At 69.4% G+C, this 14,885-nt stretch carries 12 protein-coding genes and 2 pseudogenes; 4 read left to right on the forward strand and 10 right to left on the reverse strand.

The features are described 5' to 3' along the window. Nucleotides 1–437: 437 nt before the first annotated feature. The 4 genes from QF035_RS01170 to QF035_RS01185 all read right to left on the reverse strand — a co-directional run bounded on the left by QF035_RS01170 (nucleotide 438) and on the right by QF035_RS01185 (nucleotide 3,635). The gene (locus tag QF035_RS01170) at nucleotides 438–1,427 is read right to left on the reverse strand and encodes an SDR family NAD(P)-dependent oxidoreductase (RefSeq protein ID WP_307517536.1); all 990 of its coding nucleotides are present in this window, start codon (nucleotides 1,425–1,427) and stop codon (nucleotides 438–440) included. Nucleotides 1,428–1,493: 66 nt separating this feature from the next. Continuing rightward, nucleotides 1,494–2,678 carry a zinc-dependent alcohol dehydrogenase gene (locus QF035_RS01175; protein WP_307517537.1) on the reverse strand — a complete coding sequence of 395 codons (1,185 nt, stop codon included), beginning with the start codon at nucleotides 2,676–2,678 and terminating at the stop codon, nucleotides 1,494–1,496. 40 nt (nucleotides 2,679–2,718) lie between these two features. Next, entirely contained in the window at nucleotides 2,719–3,045 is a 327-nt protein-coding gene (locus tag QF035_RS01180) for a plasmid stabilization protein (RefSeq protein ID WP_307517538.1), read from the reverse strand. Nucleotides 3,046–3,152: 107 nt separating this feature from the next. Then, complete coding sequence (locus tag QF035_RS01185) at nucleotides 3,153–3,635, reverse strand: hypothetical protein (RefSeq protein WP_307517540.1); 483 nt, start codon at nucleotides 3,633–3,635, stop codon at nucleotides 3,153–3,155. Between the two features lie 211 nt (nucleotides 3,636–3,846). On the opposite strand from QF035_RS01185, the gene QF035_RS01190 reads away from it, so the two are divergent. The 3 genes and pseudogenes from QF035_RS01190 to QF035_RS01200 all read left to right on the forward strand — a co-directional run bounded on the left by QF035_RS01190 (nucleotide 3,847) and on the right by QF035_RS01200 (nucleotide 5,676). Further along, nucleotides 3,847–4,479, forward strand: coding sequence for a diguanylate cyclase (locus tag QF035_RS01190; RefSeq protein WP_307517541.1), 633 nt, complete (start codon nucleotides 3,847–3,849; stop codon nucleotides 4,477–4,479). Continuing rightward, complete coding sequence (locus QF035_RS01195) at nucleotides 4,476–4,802, forward strand: hypothetical protein (RefSeq protein WP_307517542.1); 327 nt, start codon at nucleotides 4,476–4,478, stop codon at nucleotides 4,800–4,802. Before QF035_RS01190 ends, QF035_RS01195 begins: the two co-directional genes overlap by 4 nt. Nucleotides 4,803–5,132: 330 nt before the next feature. Then, a pseudogene (locus QF035_RS01200) lies at nucleotides 5,133–5,676 on the forward strand (DUF72 domain-containing protein). A gap of 760 nt (nucleotides 5,677–6,436) precedes the next feature. Here the strand turns inward: QF035_RS01200 and QF035_RS01210 are convergent. From QF035_RS01210 to QF035_RS01220, 3 genes are all read right to left on the reverse strand, one after another. Then, entirely contained in the window at nucleotides 6,437–7,009 is a 573-nt protein-coding gene (locus QF035_RS01210) for a transcriptional regulator (RefSeq protein ID WP_307517545.1), read from the reverse strand. Between the two features lie 104 nt (nucleotides 7,010–7,113). Continuing rightward, nucleotides 7,114–8,694, reverse strand: a complete 1,581-nt coding sequence (locus tag QF035_RS01215; protein WP_307517546.1) for a helix-turn-helix domain-containing protein — start codon at nucleotides 8,692–8,694, stop codon at nucleotides 7,114–7,116. After that, nucleotides 8,694–9,002, reverse strand: a complete 309-nt coding sequence (locus tag QF035_RS01220) for a helix-turn-helix domain-containing protein (RefSeq protein ID WP_307517547.1) — start codon at nucleotides 9,000–9,002, stop codon at nucleotides 8,694–8,696. The genes QF035_RS01215 and QF035_RS01220 overlap by 1 nt, the downstream gene beginning before the upstream one ends. A 263-nt stretch (nucleotides 9,003–9,265) precedes the next feature. On the opposite strand from QF035_RS01220, the gene QF035_RS01225 reads away from it, so the two are divergent. Beyond that, nucleotides 9,266–11,746, forward strand: coding sequence for a Helicase associated domain protein (locus QF035_RS01225; RefSeq protein ID WP_444968425.1), 2,481 nt, complete (start codon nucleotides 9,266–9,268; stop codon nucleotides 11,744–11,746). 291 nt (nucleotides 11,747–12,037) lie between these two features. On the opposite strand, the gene QF035_RS01230 is transcribed toward QF035_RS01225, so the two are convergent. The 3 genes and pseudogenes from QF035_RS01230 to QF035_RS01240 form a co-directional block, all read right to left on the reverse strand. Beyond that, nucleotides 12,038–13,060 carry an NAD-dependent epimerase/dehydratase family protein gene (locus tag QF035_RS01230; protein ID WP_307517549.1) on the reverse strand — a complete coding sequence of 341 codons (1,023 nt, stop codon included), beginning with the start codon at nucleotides 13,058–13,060 and terminating at the stop codon, nucleotides 12,038–12,040. 10 nt (nucleotides 13,061–13,070) lie between these two features. Continuing rightward, a complete protein-coding gene (locus tag QF035_RS01235) occupies nucleotides 13,071–13,790 on the reverse strand; it encodes a DUF998 domain-containing protein (RefSeq protein WP_307517550.1) in 720 nt (239 codons plus the stop codon). Beyond that, nucleotides 13,787–14,838: pseudogene (locus tag QF035_RS01240) on the reverse strand (aldo/keto reductase). Before QF035_RS01240 ends, QF035_RS01235 begins: the two are co-directional and overlap by 4 nt. Nucleotides 14,839–14,885 lie beyond the last annotated feature (47 nt).

Raw genomic sequence — 14,885 nt, forward strand, 5'->3', positions numbered from 1 at the left:
TGCCGCCCTCATCGGCGGACATTGCACCGGCACGGCGGGCCGTGGTGCCGCGGTATGTGCGACTGCCGCATGCGGTGGTGGAGGCAGCTAGCGGATACGCGTCGACGCCCCGGCGGGCAAGCTCGCGGACCGGCGCGCAGCTGAGGGTGATCAGAGGCGGGAGACGTGCATCTGGGAGGGGTCTGACCGGCATCGCCATGCTCGGACTCGCCGGCTGGCCGGCCACCGAACGGCATTGACCCGGCGTTCGAGCGACAGGATGAGAACGACCCCGCGGCGGCGCCCCACCTGGCGAGTGATCGACCTCCTCTGCCGGGTCAATCCGGCGATCTGAGGGTCGTACACCGCTGGCCTCGCTCGCACGACGGAGAGACCGCCTCCTCCACAACGCTGAAGAAGTCGGCGCAACCTGTGCTGCCCTGCCTCATGGGACGAGGTCAGGAACTGGTGCGGGGCCCGGGCTCCTGCTGGTTGGCATCGCGTACAGCCCGGTCATTCCGTGCACTGCCCCAGGCCCGGATCTTTCGTGCGATCCAATGGCGCGGCAGCCCGGCCTCATGGCCCGGGCGTAATGGCCCTTGGCCTGGCGCTGACGGCAAGAGCCTCGCGGCGAGGCCGGTCAGGCGGGTCGTCAGGCCGGGAGCCACGCCATGCGCGAGCTGCGCCGCCTTGGCCGGCGCGGTGAGCACCAGCCGGACGCGTCGTTGGATCACCGCGTCCACGATCCGGCGGGCCGCCCGGTCGGCGTCCATGGACAGCAACGGAGCGCCTGCGGCAGCGCTGAACCAGCCGAACTCGGCACTCGTGTCGCCACCGAACTCCGCCTGCCGGTGCGAGCCGGTCCGCATGAGTCCGGGATGTACCGCGGTGACGCTCACACCCACGGCTGCCGTCTCCGCCTGCAGCCCCTCGGCGAGAGCACCGACCGCGGCCTTGGCGCACGAATACGGCAGCAGGTGAGGCACGCCGAGCAGGCCACCGACAGAACCGATCAGAGCCAGGCGCCCACGCCTCTCGCGAAGATAGGGCAGCGCTTCCAACGACGCGTACAGAGCGCCGTAGAACATCGTCTCCATGGCGTCGGTGAACTCCTCGGGACCGACTGCCTCAACGGGGGCGACCTGAATGACCCCGGCGTTGGCGACCACGATGTCGAGACCGTCGCGTTCATGGACCACACGCATCATCTCGCCCACGGCGGCTCGGTCGCGCACGTCGCACACCGCCACGTGCACGGCCGCGCCGGTCTCCTCACGCAACTGGCCTGCCGCACGTTCCAGCTCGGCCGCCTCCCGGGCGGCGATGGTCACGATGCATCCACGCTCGGCCAGGTGCCGGGCGATGAACAACCCCAGCCCCCGGGACCCGCCGGTGACCAGGGCCCCCGGCCCCTTGAGCCGAGGAGGAAAGCGGGTTCGGTCGACCATGTCGTTGCCCTTCTCGAGCTGAAGCGGTTCGCACCGCCGGACGTCTCGTCCCCGGATGGCCTGCACTCACGGCTTCAGCAGTGTCTTCACCATGCCGTCCTCCTTGGCCTGAAACGTCGCGTACGCCGCCGGGCCCTCGCGCAGGGGCAGGTGATGTGTGGCGAACCCGTCGACGTCCAGGGGATCGTCGTCGGTCAGGTGCGGGCGGATGTCGTCGATCCAACGCCACACGTTCGCCTGGCCCATGCGCACCTGCAGTTGCTTGTCGAACATCGTGAGCAGGGGCAACGGGCTGGCGGCCCCGCCGTAGACGCCGCTGATGGACAGCGTGCCGCCACGGCGCACTGCGTCGATCCCTGTCAGCAGGGCACCCAGACGGTCGACGCCGGCGTACTCCATCAGGGGCCGGGCAAGCTTGTCGGGCAGGAGTCCGGTGGCCCACTGCGCGGCCTGGGCCACCGGGGCGCCGTGAGCCTCCAGGCCGACCGCGTCGATGACGGCGTCCGAACCGCGGCCCTGAGTGAGATCACGTACGGCGTCTCCCGGGCCCTTGTCGTGTTCGCCCAGATCCAGGGCGGTGACGCCGTGCCGCCGGGCGCGTTCGAGCCTGGCGTCGACCAGGTCGACCCCGATGACCTGTTCCGCGCCGCGCAGCCGCGCGATCCGGGTCGCCATGTCCCCGATGGGGCCGAGGCCCAGGACGGTGACACTGCCGCCAGGGGGGATGCCGGCGTACTCCACGGCCTGCCAGGCGGTGGGCAGGACATCGGACAGGTAGACGAAACGGTCGTCCGGGGGGCCGTCCGGAACCTTGATGGGCAGGGTGTTGCCGAAGGGGACCCGCAGATATTCGGCCTGGCCGCCGGGTACCTGGCCGTACAGCTTCGTGTAGCCGAACAGGGCGGCTCCGCTGCCCATGGACGTCACCTGCGTCGTCTCGCACTGGGACTGCAGTCCTCGACGGCACATCCAGCAGGTGTTGCAGGAGATGTTGAACGGGATGACCACGCGGTCCCCCACGGCGACACCGGTGACCTCAGGCCCGGTTTCCACCACCATGCCCATCGTTTCGTGTCCGAGGATGTCCCCCGGGTCGAGGTAGGGGCCGAAGACCTCGTAGAGATGCAGGTCCGATCCGCAGATACCTGTCGACGTCACACGGACGATGATGTCGTCGGGCTTCTCGATGCGAGGGTCGGGGACCTCATCGATACGTACGTCGCGCTTGCCTTGCCATGTCAGAGCGCGCATGCTGACACGCCTCCCGAAATACGTTGCGTGCAGGTGGGGCTCAGCGGCCCACTGCCTTGGCCAGTTCCGCCTTGTTCATCGAGGAGCGGCCCTTGACGTTCTTGCGCTGCGCTTCGGCGTAGAGCTGGTCCTTGGTGCGGCCCTGCGCTCCCTTGTGGGAACGTTCGCCTCCTCGCTCGGAAGCCGACTTGGAGTCCTTGGTGGAGGTGCGGCTGGCCGTACGGGACTCACCGCTGCGGGCCCGCTCCTTGTTCACGGTGCGAGCGGCGATCTCCTCGGCTCGCTTCGTGGACTCCCCGCGCTGCTTCGCGCTCTCCTTGACGTGTTCGTACTGTCGTTCCCTCTTGCGGCTCGCTCCTGCGGGCATGACCGTTCCTCTCGTCGGGCAAAGGCCCCCTTCCAGGGGCTCACATCGTGCGGCATCTCGCCACGTGACTGCCAATACCAGGGAACACCCCGAGTACCCACCGTCGGCTACGTAATCCGATCCGGCGTCGTTGCCCGACACAAGATCCCCCACTCTTCCGCCATATCACCGAGCCAATCGGCTTCACCAACCCATGTGAACAGCGCCATGCCATCCGTGAAGGCCATCTGCGCTTTGGCGCACCGTCCGTCGTTTTCCCGGATACGCCGACGCAGAACGGACCAGCGAGACGCCTCATGACCAGTGAATTCGGTCAGTGCTCCTCGGGCCGACGCATCCAGCATCGCGGCGGCGTCGACAAAGTCGAACTCCGCGTAGAGAAACCGAGAACCGACATGCGAAGCCAGATCCAGGAATCCCTCGCCCGAGACCTCCCCGGCCTCGACACTGCGCAGCGACATCGTGTGCTGTTCGGGCAGCGAAAGCATGTGCGGGACGAGACGGATTCGCCCACTCTCAGCGAGCGCTGACGCCTGTTCCGTCAGATCATCGAGATCGGTGGAGAAGCTGGCAGGTGCGACTGACGACATTTGCCTCTCGCCTCTCTTCAGACAGGACCGCAATAGCCCGGAATCTTCCGGGTGCCCCGGTCCATGAAGGTAAAGCTCCCGTCTGCGGCTTCTCGCCCAGGCCGCGGTCCTGCCCACCGCTGCCCGTGTCGGACACGTCCCGAGGGGTACCGCGCCGGTGACACCCATTGCGGTGCAGCTCTCGCATTCAAGCCCTCCGGAGGAGGTCCCCATGTCTCTGCGCACGCTTTCCCGCTCGTGGCGTCACTGGCGCCGCGGCGCTGATCTGAGCGTCCCGATGCACGCCACCGACGCCGAGGACACCAACCGCCGGTTTCTGCTCTACGGAGTCCTGCCCCTGTGGGTCGTACCTGCCGTGGCCGACTGGATCATGCACCGCAGGACGCACATCGAGACGACGAGCGGGACCAAGGAATCCGCCGTGCACGCGCTCATGATGACGGAGGCAGGCATCCCGGTCGCCATGGGCCTGCTCGCCCGGATCAACCCGCTCGTCCTCACCGTCATGGGCGGCGCGGCCCTCGCGCATTCGGCCACGGCCCTGTGGGACGTCACCCTCGCAACGGGCGAGCGCGAGGTACGCCCCGTCGAACAGCACATTCACAGCTTTCTCGAGGTGCTGCCCCTGACGGCGATGGCGTTCACCGCATGCCTGCACTCCGAGGAGGTGCGCGCCACCTTGCGCGGCGGCCGCGGGGCCGACGACTGGCGCCTGCTCCCCAAGAGGCATCCGCTGTCCGCCGGATACCTCGCCGCTCTGGCGGCGGTCATCGGCGCCGGCGTGGCCCTGCCCTACGCGGAGGAAATGCTTCGCTGCCTGCGTGCTCGGCCAACTGCCGCGTGACACGGCCCCGGACCGCCCGGGTCGAACCGCGCACACTGGTCGTACGACACCGGATCCTCGCCGGTCGAGGGCCGGAGCACGTCACGCCGGACGGCCACTGCCGGCTCCTGACCGGGGTCGAGGACGGCCGCGTTCTGCGCGTTGATCCGGCGCCACCACACGCTGTCGAACAGGTAGCGCACACCGGGGGCCGTCCGCTCGGATCGACCGCGCAGACCGACGGCCGCGTCCTCGTCTGTGACGCGGAGCGGGGCCTGCTGCGGCTGTCTCCCGACGACGGACTCCTCGAGGTGTTGGCCGACCGGATCTCGGTCACCGTGTAGCGGCCCCTGACCCAAAGGGGCAACAGGAACCAACACAGTACGTACCAGAAGAGGATGATCCCGATGAGGCCCGGTCGTCTGCGGTTTGATCCGCCGTCCGCTGACCAGCCGGTGAAACGCGGCCGGTCCGATCAGCGCCCCGGTCGAGGCCGAACCGGGCAGGCCGTGATGACGTAGACCGTGCGGTCGGGTGGGACGGACCCGGAAAGCGCGGGGTGAAGACCGGGCGAGGAGCCCTGCTCCCCGCCCGGCAGGAAGCCGAGGTGGAGTCAGGCTGGCACCGCACGGAGCCTCAGGGGCAGGCTCGTGTCCTGTGGGTACCGGTCTCGTATGGGCGACATCCTCGTGGGCACCTGCTCGTGGACCGATCCGGCACTGGTGCGCAGCGGCTGGTATCCGGCCGGTCAGCGGGATGCGGAAGGACGGCTGCGGTACTACGCCGGGCGGTTTCCGGTCGTCGAGGCCGACGCGTCGTACTACGCCTTGCCTCAAGAACGGGTCAGCCGGATGTGGGTGGAGCGCACGCCGGACGGATTCGCCTTTGGCGTAAAGGCGTTCTCATTGTTGACCGGGCATCCCACCCGCGAGTCGATGATGCCGGAAGGGCTGTCGGCCGATGCGCGGGACGGCGGTGTGCTCGACGAGGTGTGGTCGCGGTTCGCTGAGGGAGTAGGGCCGTTGCGGCGCGCCGGGCGGCTCGGCAGGTACGCGTACTCCGAAGGAGAAACTCACCGAGTGGCTACCTCGGTTGCGTGAGCTGGCCGGGCAGGCGGAGCGGGTCCACGTGGTCTTCAACAACTGTTGCGGTGGCGCCTCGGTGCGGGCCGCGGAGCAGATGGACCGCCTGCTGCGCGCAGGCCACTGGCGTGCGTGATCGACGACAGCTCAGCGAGCCCGTCTCCGTGCCAGTCACCGCAATCACCTCATCCACGGTCAACCCGGAGCCCTCGTCGGACACCAGGCACACGCATAGCGGGGTGATCACCTCTGGCTCGGCCTGGCAGGGCTGCCGCGCTCGTTCGGGCCGTACGCGTCGTACTGCCCTTCAGAACCTGCCCGTGAAGCTGGCCTACCCGGCCGCGCACGACGTTGCGGCTTCCCCCTGGCCCAGAGCAGGAGTGGGGCCGTGGCGCACTCGAGGCCAGCTCCGCGTAACAGTTCACGTTTGCGGCGTTCAGGGCCTGTAATTGCGGCAGTAGGCCGCCCGCCCCACCGTCTTCGTGACACGACAGCGAGGGCCGTTCCCGCAGCAGAGCGAACCTGCGACGCGTCCCGCAAGCGCCGGGCTCCCCTTCCACTCCCGCGGAAGTCACCGACAGCCCGGTCCGTCCCTCGGGGCAATTCTGAGGCCGCGTCGGACCACGCTCCCGACTGCCTGATGGGAGTGCTCCAGTGGCTTGGCCGGCGAGGGCACGGCCAGCTGGACGGGGCACGCGGCGGCCGCCGCCCGTTCCTCCCGGGGCGGGCTCCGAGCCGTAGTAGGGAGACTGCCACGCCTTCCGTCTCAGACGTATGGCATTTCTTCAGCTGCTCAGCCACCGGTCTATCCGCTGACCAGCACGTCTCACCGACATGCCATCACATGCCAAGATCCAATGAGAAAATGCCACGAAAGCCGAGACTCTACAGCGTCGTCAGGCGGCGAAGCCGACGTTCGTCACGTACTCGTACTGCCCCCACTGCGAACCGAGATCGACAACCTGTTCGACCCACGCGTCGTCCAGGTCCCGGGCGTCGCCGGCCGCCCACGCGGCGACGATACGGTCCCAGCGGCGGACGTTCATCGTGCGGAACTCCACCGCCCGCTGGCGGGGCCGGTCGACGGCGGACTGGTTGATCGGGTGGATTTCCACGCGGGTGCCGCGGCCTTCCCTGTTGAGGCGGGCGGTCAGGTAGCGGGCGACGTTCTCCCGGCGCACTGTGCGGTAGGCCTGTTCGACCGCGGCGAGGTTGCGGCGGGAGGGTGTGCGGGTGCCGGCCAGCCAAGCCCGCACGGTGCGGTCGGTGACAGTCAGGCCAGCCGCGCGGGCGGCATCGCGGGCGTGAGTGCTGCGGGTGAGGTAGTGCAGGCGGGCGAGCAGGCCGCGGCGGGCGGTCACGGGCGTGGCGATGTAGCCGGCCAGCGCGTCCAGCTGCCGGGCGACGGCTTCGTAGCCCTTGATGCCCCGGGCACCGTACTTGCCGAACTCGATGTTCCGCTCAGGCATGGTCTCTTCCGGATCCCTTGGGTTGGTGGATCACTGTACGGGCTTGGTAGGGCCGATCGCCTGTCCCGGCAGGGGCCCGTTGACGCCGGGCCGGGTGATCGAACTCAGGTGGAGTTCTCAGAGGGCTGCGGGGGCTGGTCTGGGTCGTTGCCGACGGTGTAGCTGTCCTTGACCTTGACTTCGGCCACGCCGCGGCCTTCGGGGAACACTGCCCGCCAGTCGCCGGCCACGTGCAGTTCGTCGGTGCCCATGGCGCGGACGACCAGCAGGCCTTCGTCGTAGGCGCGGTGGGCTTTCCACCACAGGTTCGCGAACGCCTGGGAGCGGATGAGGTGCATCCAGTCGGTGCGGTAGAGCTCCCGGTTGTAGTTCGACTCCCCCAGCGTGGACACGAACTTGGAGTACATCGCCTTCACGTACTCCAGGGTGACCGTGTCGTCCTCGCTGATCGCCCGGTCGCGGGCGTCCTTCAAGGCGATGCGGAACTTCTCCAGCAGCCCCTCGGTCGCCCCCGACGTCCACGATTCATGGATCTGAGGCGGGTCACACAGCCCGTACTTCGGGCCGGACACGCGCAGCAGCAGGCGCAGGGTGGGTTCGGTGACCCACAGGGGGCCGGGTTCGTCGCGGTTGCCGACCGGGTTGGGCAGGACCGTGTCGTGGTCCCAGACGGGCGGGGTGATCAGGTGCAGGCCGGCGCGGCGGCGGTCGTGGTGGTCGCCGGTGGTGTGTTCCAGCTGGCCGAGCGGTAGGTGGGTCTTGAGCGCGGACAGGTAGGCGCCGTTGATGTCGAGGGCGGTGATCTCGTGCTCGCCGGGCGGCAGTTCGGGGCGGGTCCATTTGGGGCGGGCCTCCCAGATCTGGTCGGCGCCGCGGGCGGTCTGCTTGCGCAGGATGTCCGGCAGCCACGGATGCGCGACCACGTCGTAACGCCCGCCCTTACGCGTGTGGTCCAACAGCGCCATCGCATCCGGGATCGCCCGCTTCACCAACACAGCCGTCGCCGCTTCGACATCACCAGCATGCTCGGCGAGTGCGGCCGCGACCGCGGAGCCGATGAGATCCGGGGTGTCGGATGCCGCCTGCACCCGCCGCCCGACCGGCACGACTTTGACGCCGGACACCGCCCGAACCGACTTCCGGGCGGCCGCCGGCTGCCGCGGCTCCTTCAAGAGCGCCGCGGGCTCCTCCGGCGGGGTGGGTGCGGGCGTGGCCGTGCCGCACTCGGCGGGGTCCAGGTGCTGGGTGAACCCTTCGACCTGGTGCCGGGCCGGCTGCCCGCACAGCACACACGGCTGTGGCACGGACAGGACGCCAACGTCGGCGTCGTCTGGGCCGACAGTCCGGTCCGCGTCCGCCGGGCTGTCATCCCCGGAGGCGAGGGCGTCCCCAGCAGCCGGGACGGGGACGGCGGCATCGGCGGGGGCTCCGGCAGCCGCGGCGGCATCCAGCTTGGTGCGGGCACCCTCGAGGAAGTACGCGTACTTCTCCCGCACCTCACCGCCCGGCTCCCGCCCCGACTCCCAGCCCCCGACCGTCGACGGGCTCACGCCCAGGGCCTGCGCAAGCTGTGCACGCGAGAGGTTCAGCTCCTCGCGCAGCCGGCGCCGCTCCTCCGCCGACGGCAGCGGGACCCCCTGCCCGGCTGCGGCGAGCAGGGCGTCGATCGCATCGAACTCCGCCATCAGACGCCCCCGTCCACAGCCGCAGAGCGTGCACTGGGGACGTTGCGGCCGGGCACACGACGGCGTTCCGCGGGAAGTGCCTCGGCTGCCCGAGTCGGACCCGCCAGGAGATCGTGCGCCGTGATCCCGTAATGCGCAGCGACCGCCTCACAGTCCGCCAGACTCCACACGGCCGCACCGGACTGACGGCGGCTCACCTGCGCCTGACTCACCCCCAACGCGGCAGCCAGCCCGGCCTGCGACTCGCCGGCCGCATGGAGGAGGGCGGCAATGGCAGACCGCACCCGCTCGTCCAGGCTCATACTCATAGAGACCACAATACTGGTTCTAACTCATTGGTTATTCGTTACACGCATGGCGAGTTGAAGGCGGTGCAGGGGCTGGGCGGGAGGCGGGGGTCGGGCGCTGTACGTCTGCCGGTGGACTTGTCGCAGGCCCGGGCCGCTGGGTCCGGAGCGTGATGGACAGACAGAACGGCATCAGCGGGGCCGGACGGCTCCGCCGCCCTGTGGTTGGCGGGCACAATCGCTCTGGACACCGCCGCTCGCCCCGGAAGGCTCCCATGTCCCGTATGACGCTCCGTCCCCACCAGGCCGAAGCCGTGGACAGCGTGGCCAGGCACCTCCAGTCCCCCACCGACGGCCGTCTCCCCGCCGATGGCCTGAGAACGCAGGTGGTCGCCGCCACCGGGTCCGGCAAAACACTGATCGCCGTGGAAGCATCACGCCGACTTGCCGCACGGCGTGTACTGGTCCTGGTACCGACCCTCGACCTGCTGACCCAGACGACCCGCGCGTGGCGCCGTGGCGGGCGCCGGGGGGCGATGGCGGGGGTGTGCTCGCTGCGGCCACAGGAGAGCGACGGGGTGCCCTGCACGACCGACCCGCACGAGCTGGTCGCATGGGTGTCGGGGCTGGGGTCGGTGACGGTCTTTGCGACGTACGCCTCCGTCGGCCTGGGGATCCTCCAGCGCGCTCATACGGCCGGCCTGCCGGTGTGGGACCTGATGGTCGTGGACGAGGCGCACCGGACCAGTGGTGACGGTGCCAAGCCGTGGGCTGCCGTGCACGACCAGCAGCAGATCCCGGCGGTGCGCAGGCTGTACATGACCGCCACGGCCCGGATCTGGGAAGCCGAGACAGACCGGCCGCGCCTGGTGGCGAGCATGGACGAGGACTCCCCCGTGTTCGGTCCGGTGGCCTACAAGCTCCGGCTCAGCGAGGCGATCCGGCTCGGGCTGGTGGCGCCCTACCAGGTGCTCTGTCTCGACATCCGCGACCCACAGTTGTATGCCGCTCTCACGAGCGAGGACACCGGCTCCCCGGCGGTCCGCGGGGCCCGGCTTGCCGCCGTTCAGGCCGGGTTGATGCGCGCAGCTGTCGAGGAACGGTTCCGGCGGGTCCTGTCGTTCCACAGCCGGATCGGGGAAGCGGAGGCGATGGCGGCCGGGGTACCGGCGGTCGCGGCCCGGCTCGCCCAGGACGACCCCGGCACCTTCCCGGCCGCGGAGCAGGTGTGGGCCAACTGGCTGTACGGCGGGCACGCGCCCCTTCACCGGCGGCGGGTGCTGGAGGAGTTCGCCTCCGATCTCCTCGAAGCGGCAGCGCATCACGGTGAGGACATTCCCGCCGTGCTGCGGGTGCTGAGTTCCGTCCGGGTCCTCGGTGAAGGCGTCGACACCGCCGAGTGTGACGCGGTGCTTTTCGCGGATGCGCGTGGGTCGATGGTCGACATCGTGCAGATGGTCGGGCGCGCGCTGCGAATGCAGCCGGGAGCCGGGAAACTGGCCACGCTGATCGTTCCTGTTTTTCTCGGACCGGATGAAGATCCGGACGACATGCTGACCTCGGATGCCTACAGCACCCTCACGAAGGTCCTGGAAGCACTCCGGGCACACGACACCGAGACCATCGAAGCCCTCGCCGATCCACGCCTGCGCAACAGCGGCCCCGCAGCCGAACCCGACGACGCAGAGCGCGAGTTCACCCCTGACGCGGACGGCCAGGAGCAGGACGTGCCCCGGGTGAGTGGGGCGGCGGCCGGGGTGCTGCGGTTCAGTGAGGAGCGGGATCCGTTCGCGCTGACCCAGTTCATCCGGCTGCGGGTCATCGACCCCGAAGGGGCGTACTGGCGGCGCGGCATCGAAGCCGCCACACGATGGCTGCGCGAAACCGGCAACACCGAGCTGCGCGCGCCCTACACGTACACGGCCCCGACCGAATGGGGCGCGGTCGGCGGCTATCCACTGGGCCGGTGGATCGCCGACCTGCGCCGCTACTACACCGCCGGCACCCTCGAAGCCGCCCGCGTCACCGAACTCGAGACGCTCGGCATGGTGTGGTCGGCGTGGGACACCGCGTTCACCGAAGGCCTCACCGTCGCCCGCCAATGGGCCGCTGTACACGGTCACCTGCTCCCGCCCGCCACGGCCGTCTGGGAGGACTTCCCCATCGGGACGTGGACCAAAAATCAGCGCGCAGCGGCCCGCAAAACACGTCAGAACACCGAACGGCGCGCGGCCGGGGAAACTGGCATCTCCAGCATCGGCGAGCTGCCCGAGAGCCGTATGGAAGCGCTGGAGGCGATCGATCCGGGGTGGTGCCCTGCATGGAAGATCGGATGGCAGCGATGCTTCCGTCTCACCCTCGCCCGCATCCAGGCCAGCGGTACCCTGCCCACCGGGCGCGGCAAGGTCATCGTCCAGGGCGAAGACCTCGGAGCCTGGGCCGCCGCGCAGCATACGGGCTGGGACCGGCTGCTACCCGCACAGCAATGGCTCCTGGCCAACGCCCTCGGGATAGAACCCGCAGACGAGACGGAACAGCCGCCGGCGCGCCGGACACAGGCCGACCGCTGGGCCACCCACCTCGCCGCAGCCCGCCAATTCCACACCCGCGAAGGTCACTTGCACGCGGGACGCAAGCACGTGGAACAAATGGAGGACGGGACAGAGGTGAAACTGGGCGGATGGCTCGACAACACCCGCCGCAGAGCCGCCAAACTCACCCCCGAACGCCGCGCGGAACTGGATGAGCTCGGCATGCGCTGGTAGACACGCTCCGTACTGCGACGGCTGCCCTGCACTCGCGAACCGGCGAGCGCAGGGCAGCCCGTGTTGTCCATCGAGCAGCCCTGTTCGCGCATGTCGGCCGCAGGCTGTCGGGACGACCTGCAACCCGGGCGCGACGGTTGCTACGACGCTGCCCCTCAGCACCGCAGAACCCTCAGCTCACCCGGCGGGCAAACAGCCGGCCCCGTAGGCCGGCGGCAGATGGCGCGCCGCGTCACCAGTTCGACGCATCTTCGGCGCCCAGGGCTGCCGCGTCGGTCGGTTGCGAGCCGGTCATTTTCCGATGCCGTGGGTGAGGAGGCTCTCGGCGGTCTGTGCGATGGTGTCCTCGATGGGACGTGCTCGCCAGCCGAGAAGCTTCTCCGCCTTGGCGCTTGTGGCGTTGAGATCCCGGCCGAGCTGGTGCCTGAGCAGTCGCAGTTCCGGGTTCGCGATGCCCAGTGTGCGTGCGAGCCACACGGGCAGTTCACGGGTGGGGGCCTTCGCGGCGCGCTCACCGAGGCGGTCATGCAGAATGTGTGCGATGTCGACGACGCGCAGGCTGTGCCCGGCGATGGCCAGGAAGCGTTCGCCGGCGGCTGCCGGATCGGTCATCGCGCGCAGGTGCAGATCCGCGACGTCGCGCACGTCGACGAAGCCCATCCCGAAGGGAGGGCACGCAGGAACCTGTCCCTCGAGCATTCTGCGCACCAGACGCAGGGAGGGTGGGTCGACGGGGCCGAGGAGTGGTCCAAGGACTCCCACGGGATGTACCGCTGCCAGTTCCGGACCACCGCCTTCGTCCTGGACGAACTGCCAGGCGGCGCGTTCGGCGAGCGTCTTGGACCGCTGGTAGGGCGGGATATCGCTGTCGACGTTGGTCCAGTCCTCCTCGGTGAACGGGGTCGAGCGCGGGGGGTGCCCGATCCCGATGGCGCCGAAGGCGCTTGCCAGGACGACCCGTCGCACGCGGGCGTCGCGGGCGGCGCGCAGCACCCGCAGGACGCCCTCGCGTGCCGGGACCACCAGCTCGTCGTCGTTGGCCGGCGTATGGCGCAGGGTTGGCGAGGCGACGTGGAGGACGAAGTCGCAGTCGGCGACGGCAGCGTCCCAGCCGTCGGGGTGTTCGAGGTCGGCGCGTACGACCGTGAGGCGGTCGTCGTCGAACGGTGTGGCCGCGTGCAGCCAGGAGCCCAGTGCCGGCTCGCGCCGCAGGTCGCGAACTGTGGTGCGGACGGTGTGCCCGGCGTCGAGCAGGGTCAGGACGCACCAGCTCCCGATGAACCCGGTTCCTCCGGTGACCAGGACCTGGGTCATCTGTCTCTCCTCAGCTCACGACTCGTGCAGACAGGGGTGCCAGCGGGTGCGTCGCACGATGCCGCTGGGCAGCGGCCACACTGCTTCCGAGGAGGGCGTGGCCGATCATGATCGGGTAGATCACGGCGCGCTCGAACAGGCCTATGTTCCACATCCAGCCGGTGAACACGTCGGTCATGAAGAGGGGGAACGCGATCAGTCCGGCGGTGCCGAGAGTGATGCTCGCGATCGACCGGCCCCTGGTGAGACCGATGCGGGTCCCGCCGGCTCCGACGACGATCGCCATGGTGTTGCCGGCGAGCATGACGCTCTGCGCGCCGAAGGTGTGGAACGCGATCAGGGCGTTGTCGACGTTGGCGTTGGAGCCCTGGAAGATGCCGACGAGCGAGACCCCGACGCCGGCGAGGACGGCGAGGATCATGATGATGATCGGGCGGGTGCCCTTGCGCGGGTCGAACACGAGGAACGCGCCGATGATCAGGAGGCTGCCGTAGATCACCCAGCCGGCGTCCATGACGGCGCCGAGGGGGGAGTTGGCGACCTGCCCGAAGGCGGTCTGCGGGGGACCGGTCAGGCCGAGGTGGCTGACCCAGTTGTACAGGGGCGAGTACGGCGGATCCTGCCAAGCGGCGGCGGTGATGAACTCGGCGACCCAGGACACGAGCGGGCCCAGAAGGATGAGGAGGGCTCCGGCGCGGGCAGCAGCGCCGGAGCGGACGATGGGGTTCACGCGAGTGCCATGCCGGGGACGCGCTTGCGGATGGCCTCCATCTCGGCTTCGTCCGAGACGCCCTGCCAGTCGTACCGGGGGGTGTACGGGGCCTCCAGGGCGCGCACTTCGTCGTCGGTGAGCTCGATGTCGAGCGAGGCCACGGCCTCTTCGATCTGCCGGACCGAGCCGGCACCGACCAGCGGCGCGGTGACCACCGGCTGGCGACGCAGCCAGGCGAGCGCGACCTGTGCGCGGCTGACGCCGTGGGCGTTCGCGACCTGCCCGACCGCGTCGATGATCGCGTGGTTGGACGCTTCCTCGGCCGGTGAGTAGAGCAGGTCCGCGTAGGCACCGTCCGTCTCGGATCGCACCGTCGAGCGGGCGTCGTCCCACGCGCGGGTGAGGCGGCCCCGGGCCAGCGGCGACCAGATGATCGTGCCCACGCCTTCGTCCAGGCACAGCGGGATCATCTCGCGCTCTTCCTCGCGAGCGAGGAGGTTGTAGTGGTCCTGCATGGACACGAAACGCGCCCAGCCGTTCTGCTTCTGCAGGTGCAGCGCCTTCGCGAACTCCCATGCGTGCATGGACGAGGCGCCGAGGTAGCGGACCTTGCCGGCACGCACGAGGTCGCTGAGTGCTTCGAGGGTCTCCTCCCAGGGGGTGGAGTGGTCGTTGCGGTGGATCTGGTAGAGATCGATGTAGTCCGTGCCCAGGCGGCGCAGCGAGTGGTCGACCTCGGTCATGATTGCCTTGCGGGACAGGCCACGGCCGTTGGGTCCCAGCCGCATCGGGTGGCGCAGCTTCGTGGCGATCACCACGGCATCACGGTCGGCCAAGTCCTTGAGCGCCCGGCCGAGGATCTCCTCGCTGGAACCGTTGGAGTACATGTTCGCGGTGTCGAAGAAGTTGACCCCCGCCTCCAGCGCGTGCTTGATGAGCGGGCGCGCGTCCTGTTCGCCCTTCGACCAGACGGGGTGCCCGCGGTCGGGCTCGCCGTAGGTCATCGCGCGCCGATCGCGATCGGGGACACGTCGAGGCCGGTCGTGCCGAGCTTGATGTAATGCATGACGCTCCTTAGAGTAAGTGGAGAGCTCCCCGCATACCGTAGTGGAG

Source organism: Streptomyces umbrinus (genome assembly GCF_030817415.1).
Lineage (GTDB): Bacteria > Actinomycetota > Actinomycetes > Streptomycetales > Streptomycetaceae > Streptomyces > Streptomyces umbrinus_A.

Bases quoted from the DNA above. Each gene is read 5' to 3' on its own strand.
- QF035_RS01175 (WP_307517537.1), bottom strand. From the start codon at position 2,678: ATGCGCGCTCTGACATGGCAAGGCAAGCGCGACGTACGTATCGATGAG.
- QF035_RS01230 (WP_307517549.1), bottom strand. From the start codon at position 13,060: ATGACCCAGGTCCTGGTCACCGGAGGAACCGGGTTCATCGGGAGCTGG.
- QF035_RS01220 (WP_307517547.1), bottom strand. From the start codon at position 9,002: ATGAGTATGAGCCTGGACGAGCGGGTGCGGTCTGCCATTGCCGCCCTC.
- QF035_RS01170 (WP_307517536.1), bottom strand. From the start codon at position 1,427: ATGGTCGACCGAACCCGCTTTCCTCCTCGGCTCAAGGGGCCGGGGGCC.
- QF035_RS01225 (WP_444968425.1), top strand. From the start codon at position 9,266: ATGACGCTCCGTCCCCACCAGGCCGAAGCCGTGGACAGCGTGGCCAGG.
- QF035_RS01190 (WP_307517541.1), top strand. From the start codon at position 3,847: ATGTCTCTGCGCACGCTTTCCCGCTCGTGGCGTCACTGGCGCCGCGGC.
- QF035_RS01185 (WP_307517540.1), bottom strand. From the start codon at position 3,635: ATGTCGTCAGTCGCACCTGCCAGCTTCTCCACCGATCTCGATGATCTG.
- QF035_RS01215 (WP_307517546.1), bottom strand. From the start codon at position 8,694: ATGGCGGAGTTCGATGCGATCGACGCCCTGCTCGCCGCAGCCGGGCAG.
- QF035_RS01180 (WP_307517538.1), bottom strand. From the start codon at position 3,045: ATGCCCGCAGGAGCGAGCCGCAAGAGGGAACGACAGTACGAACACGTC.
- QF035_RS01210 (WP_307517545.1), bottom strand. From the start codon at position 7,009: ATGCCTGAGCGGAACATCGAGTTCGGCAAGTACGGTGCCCGGGGCATC.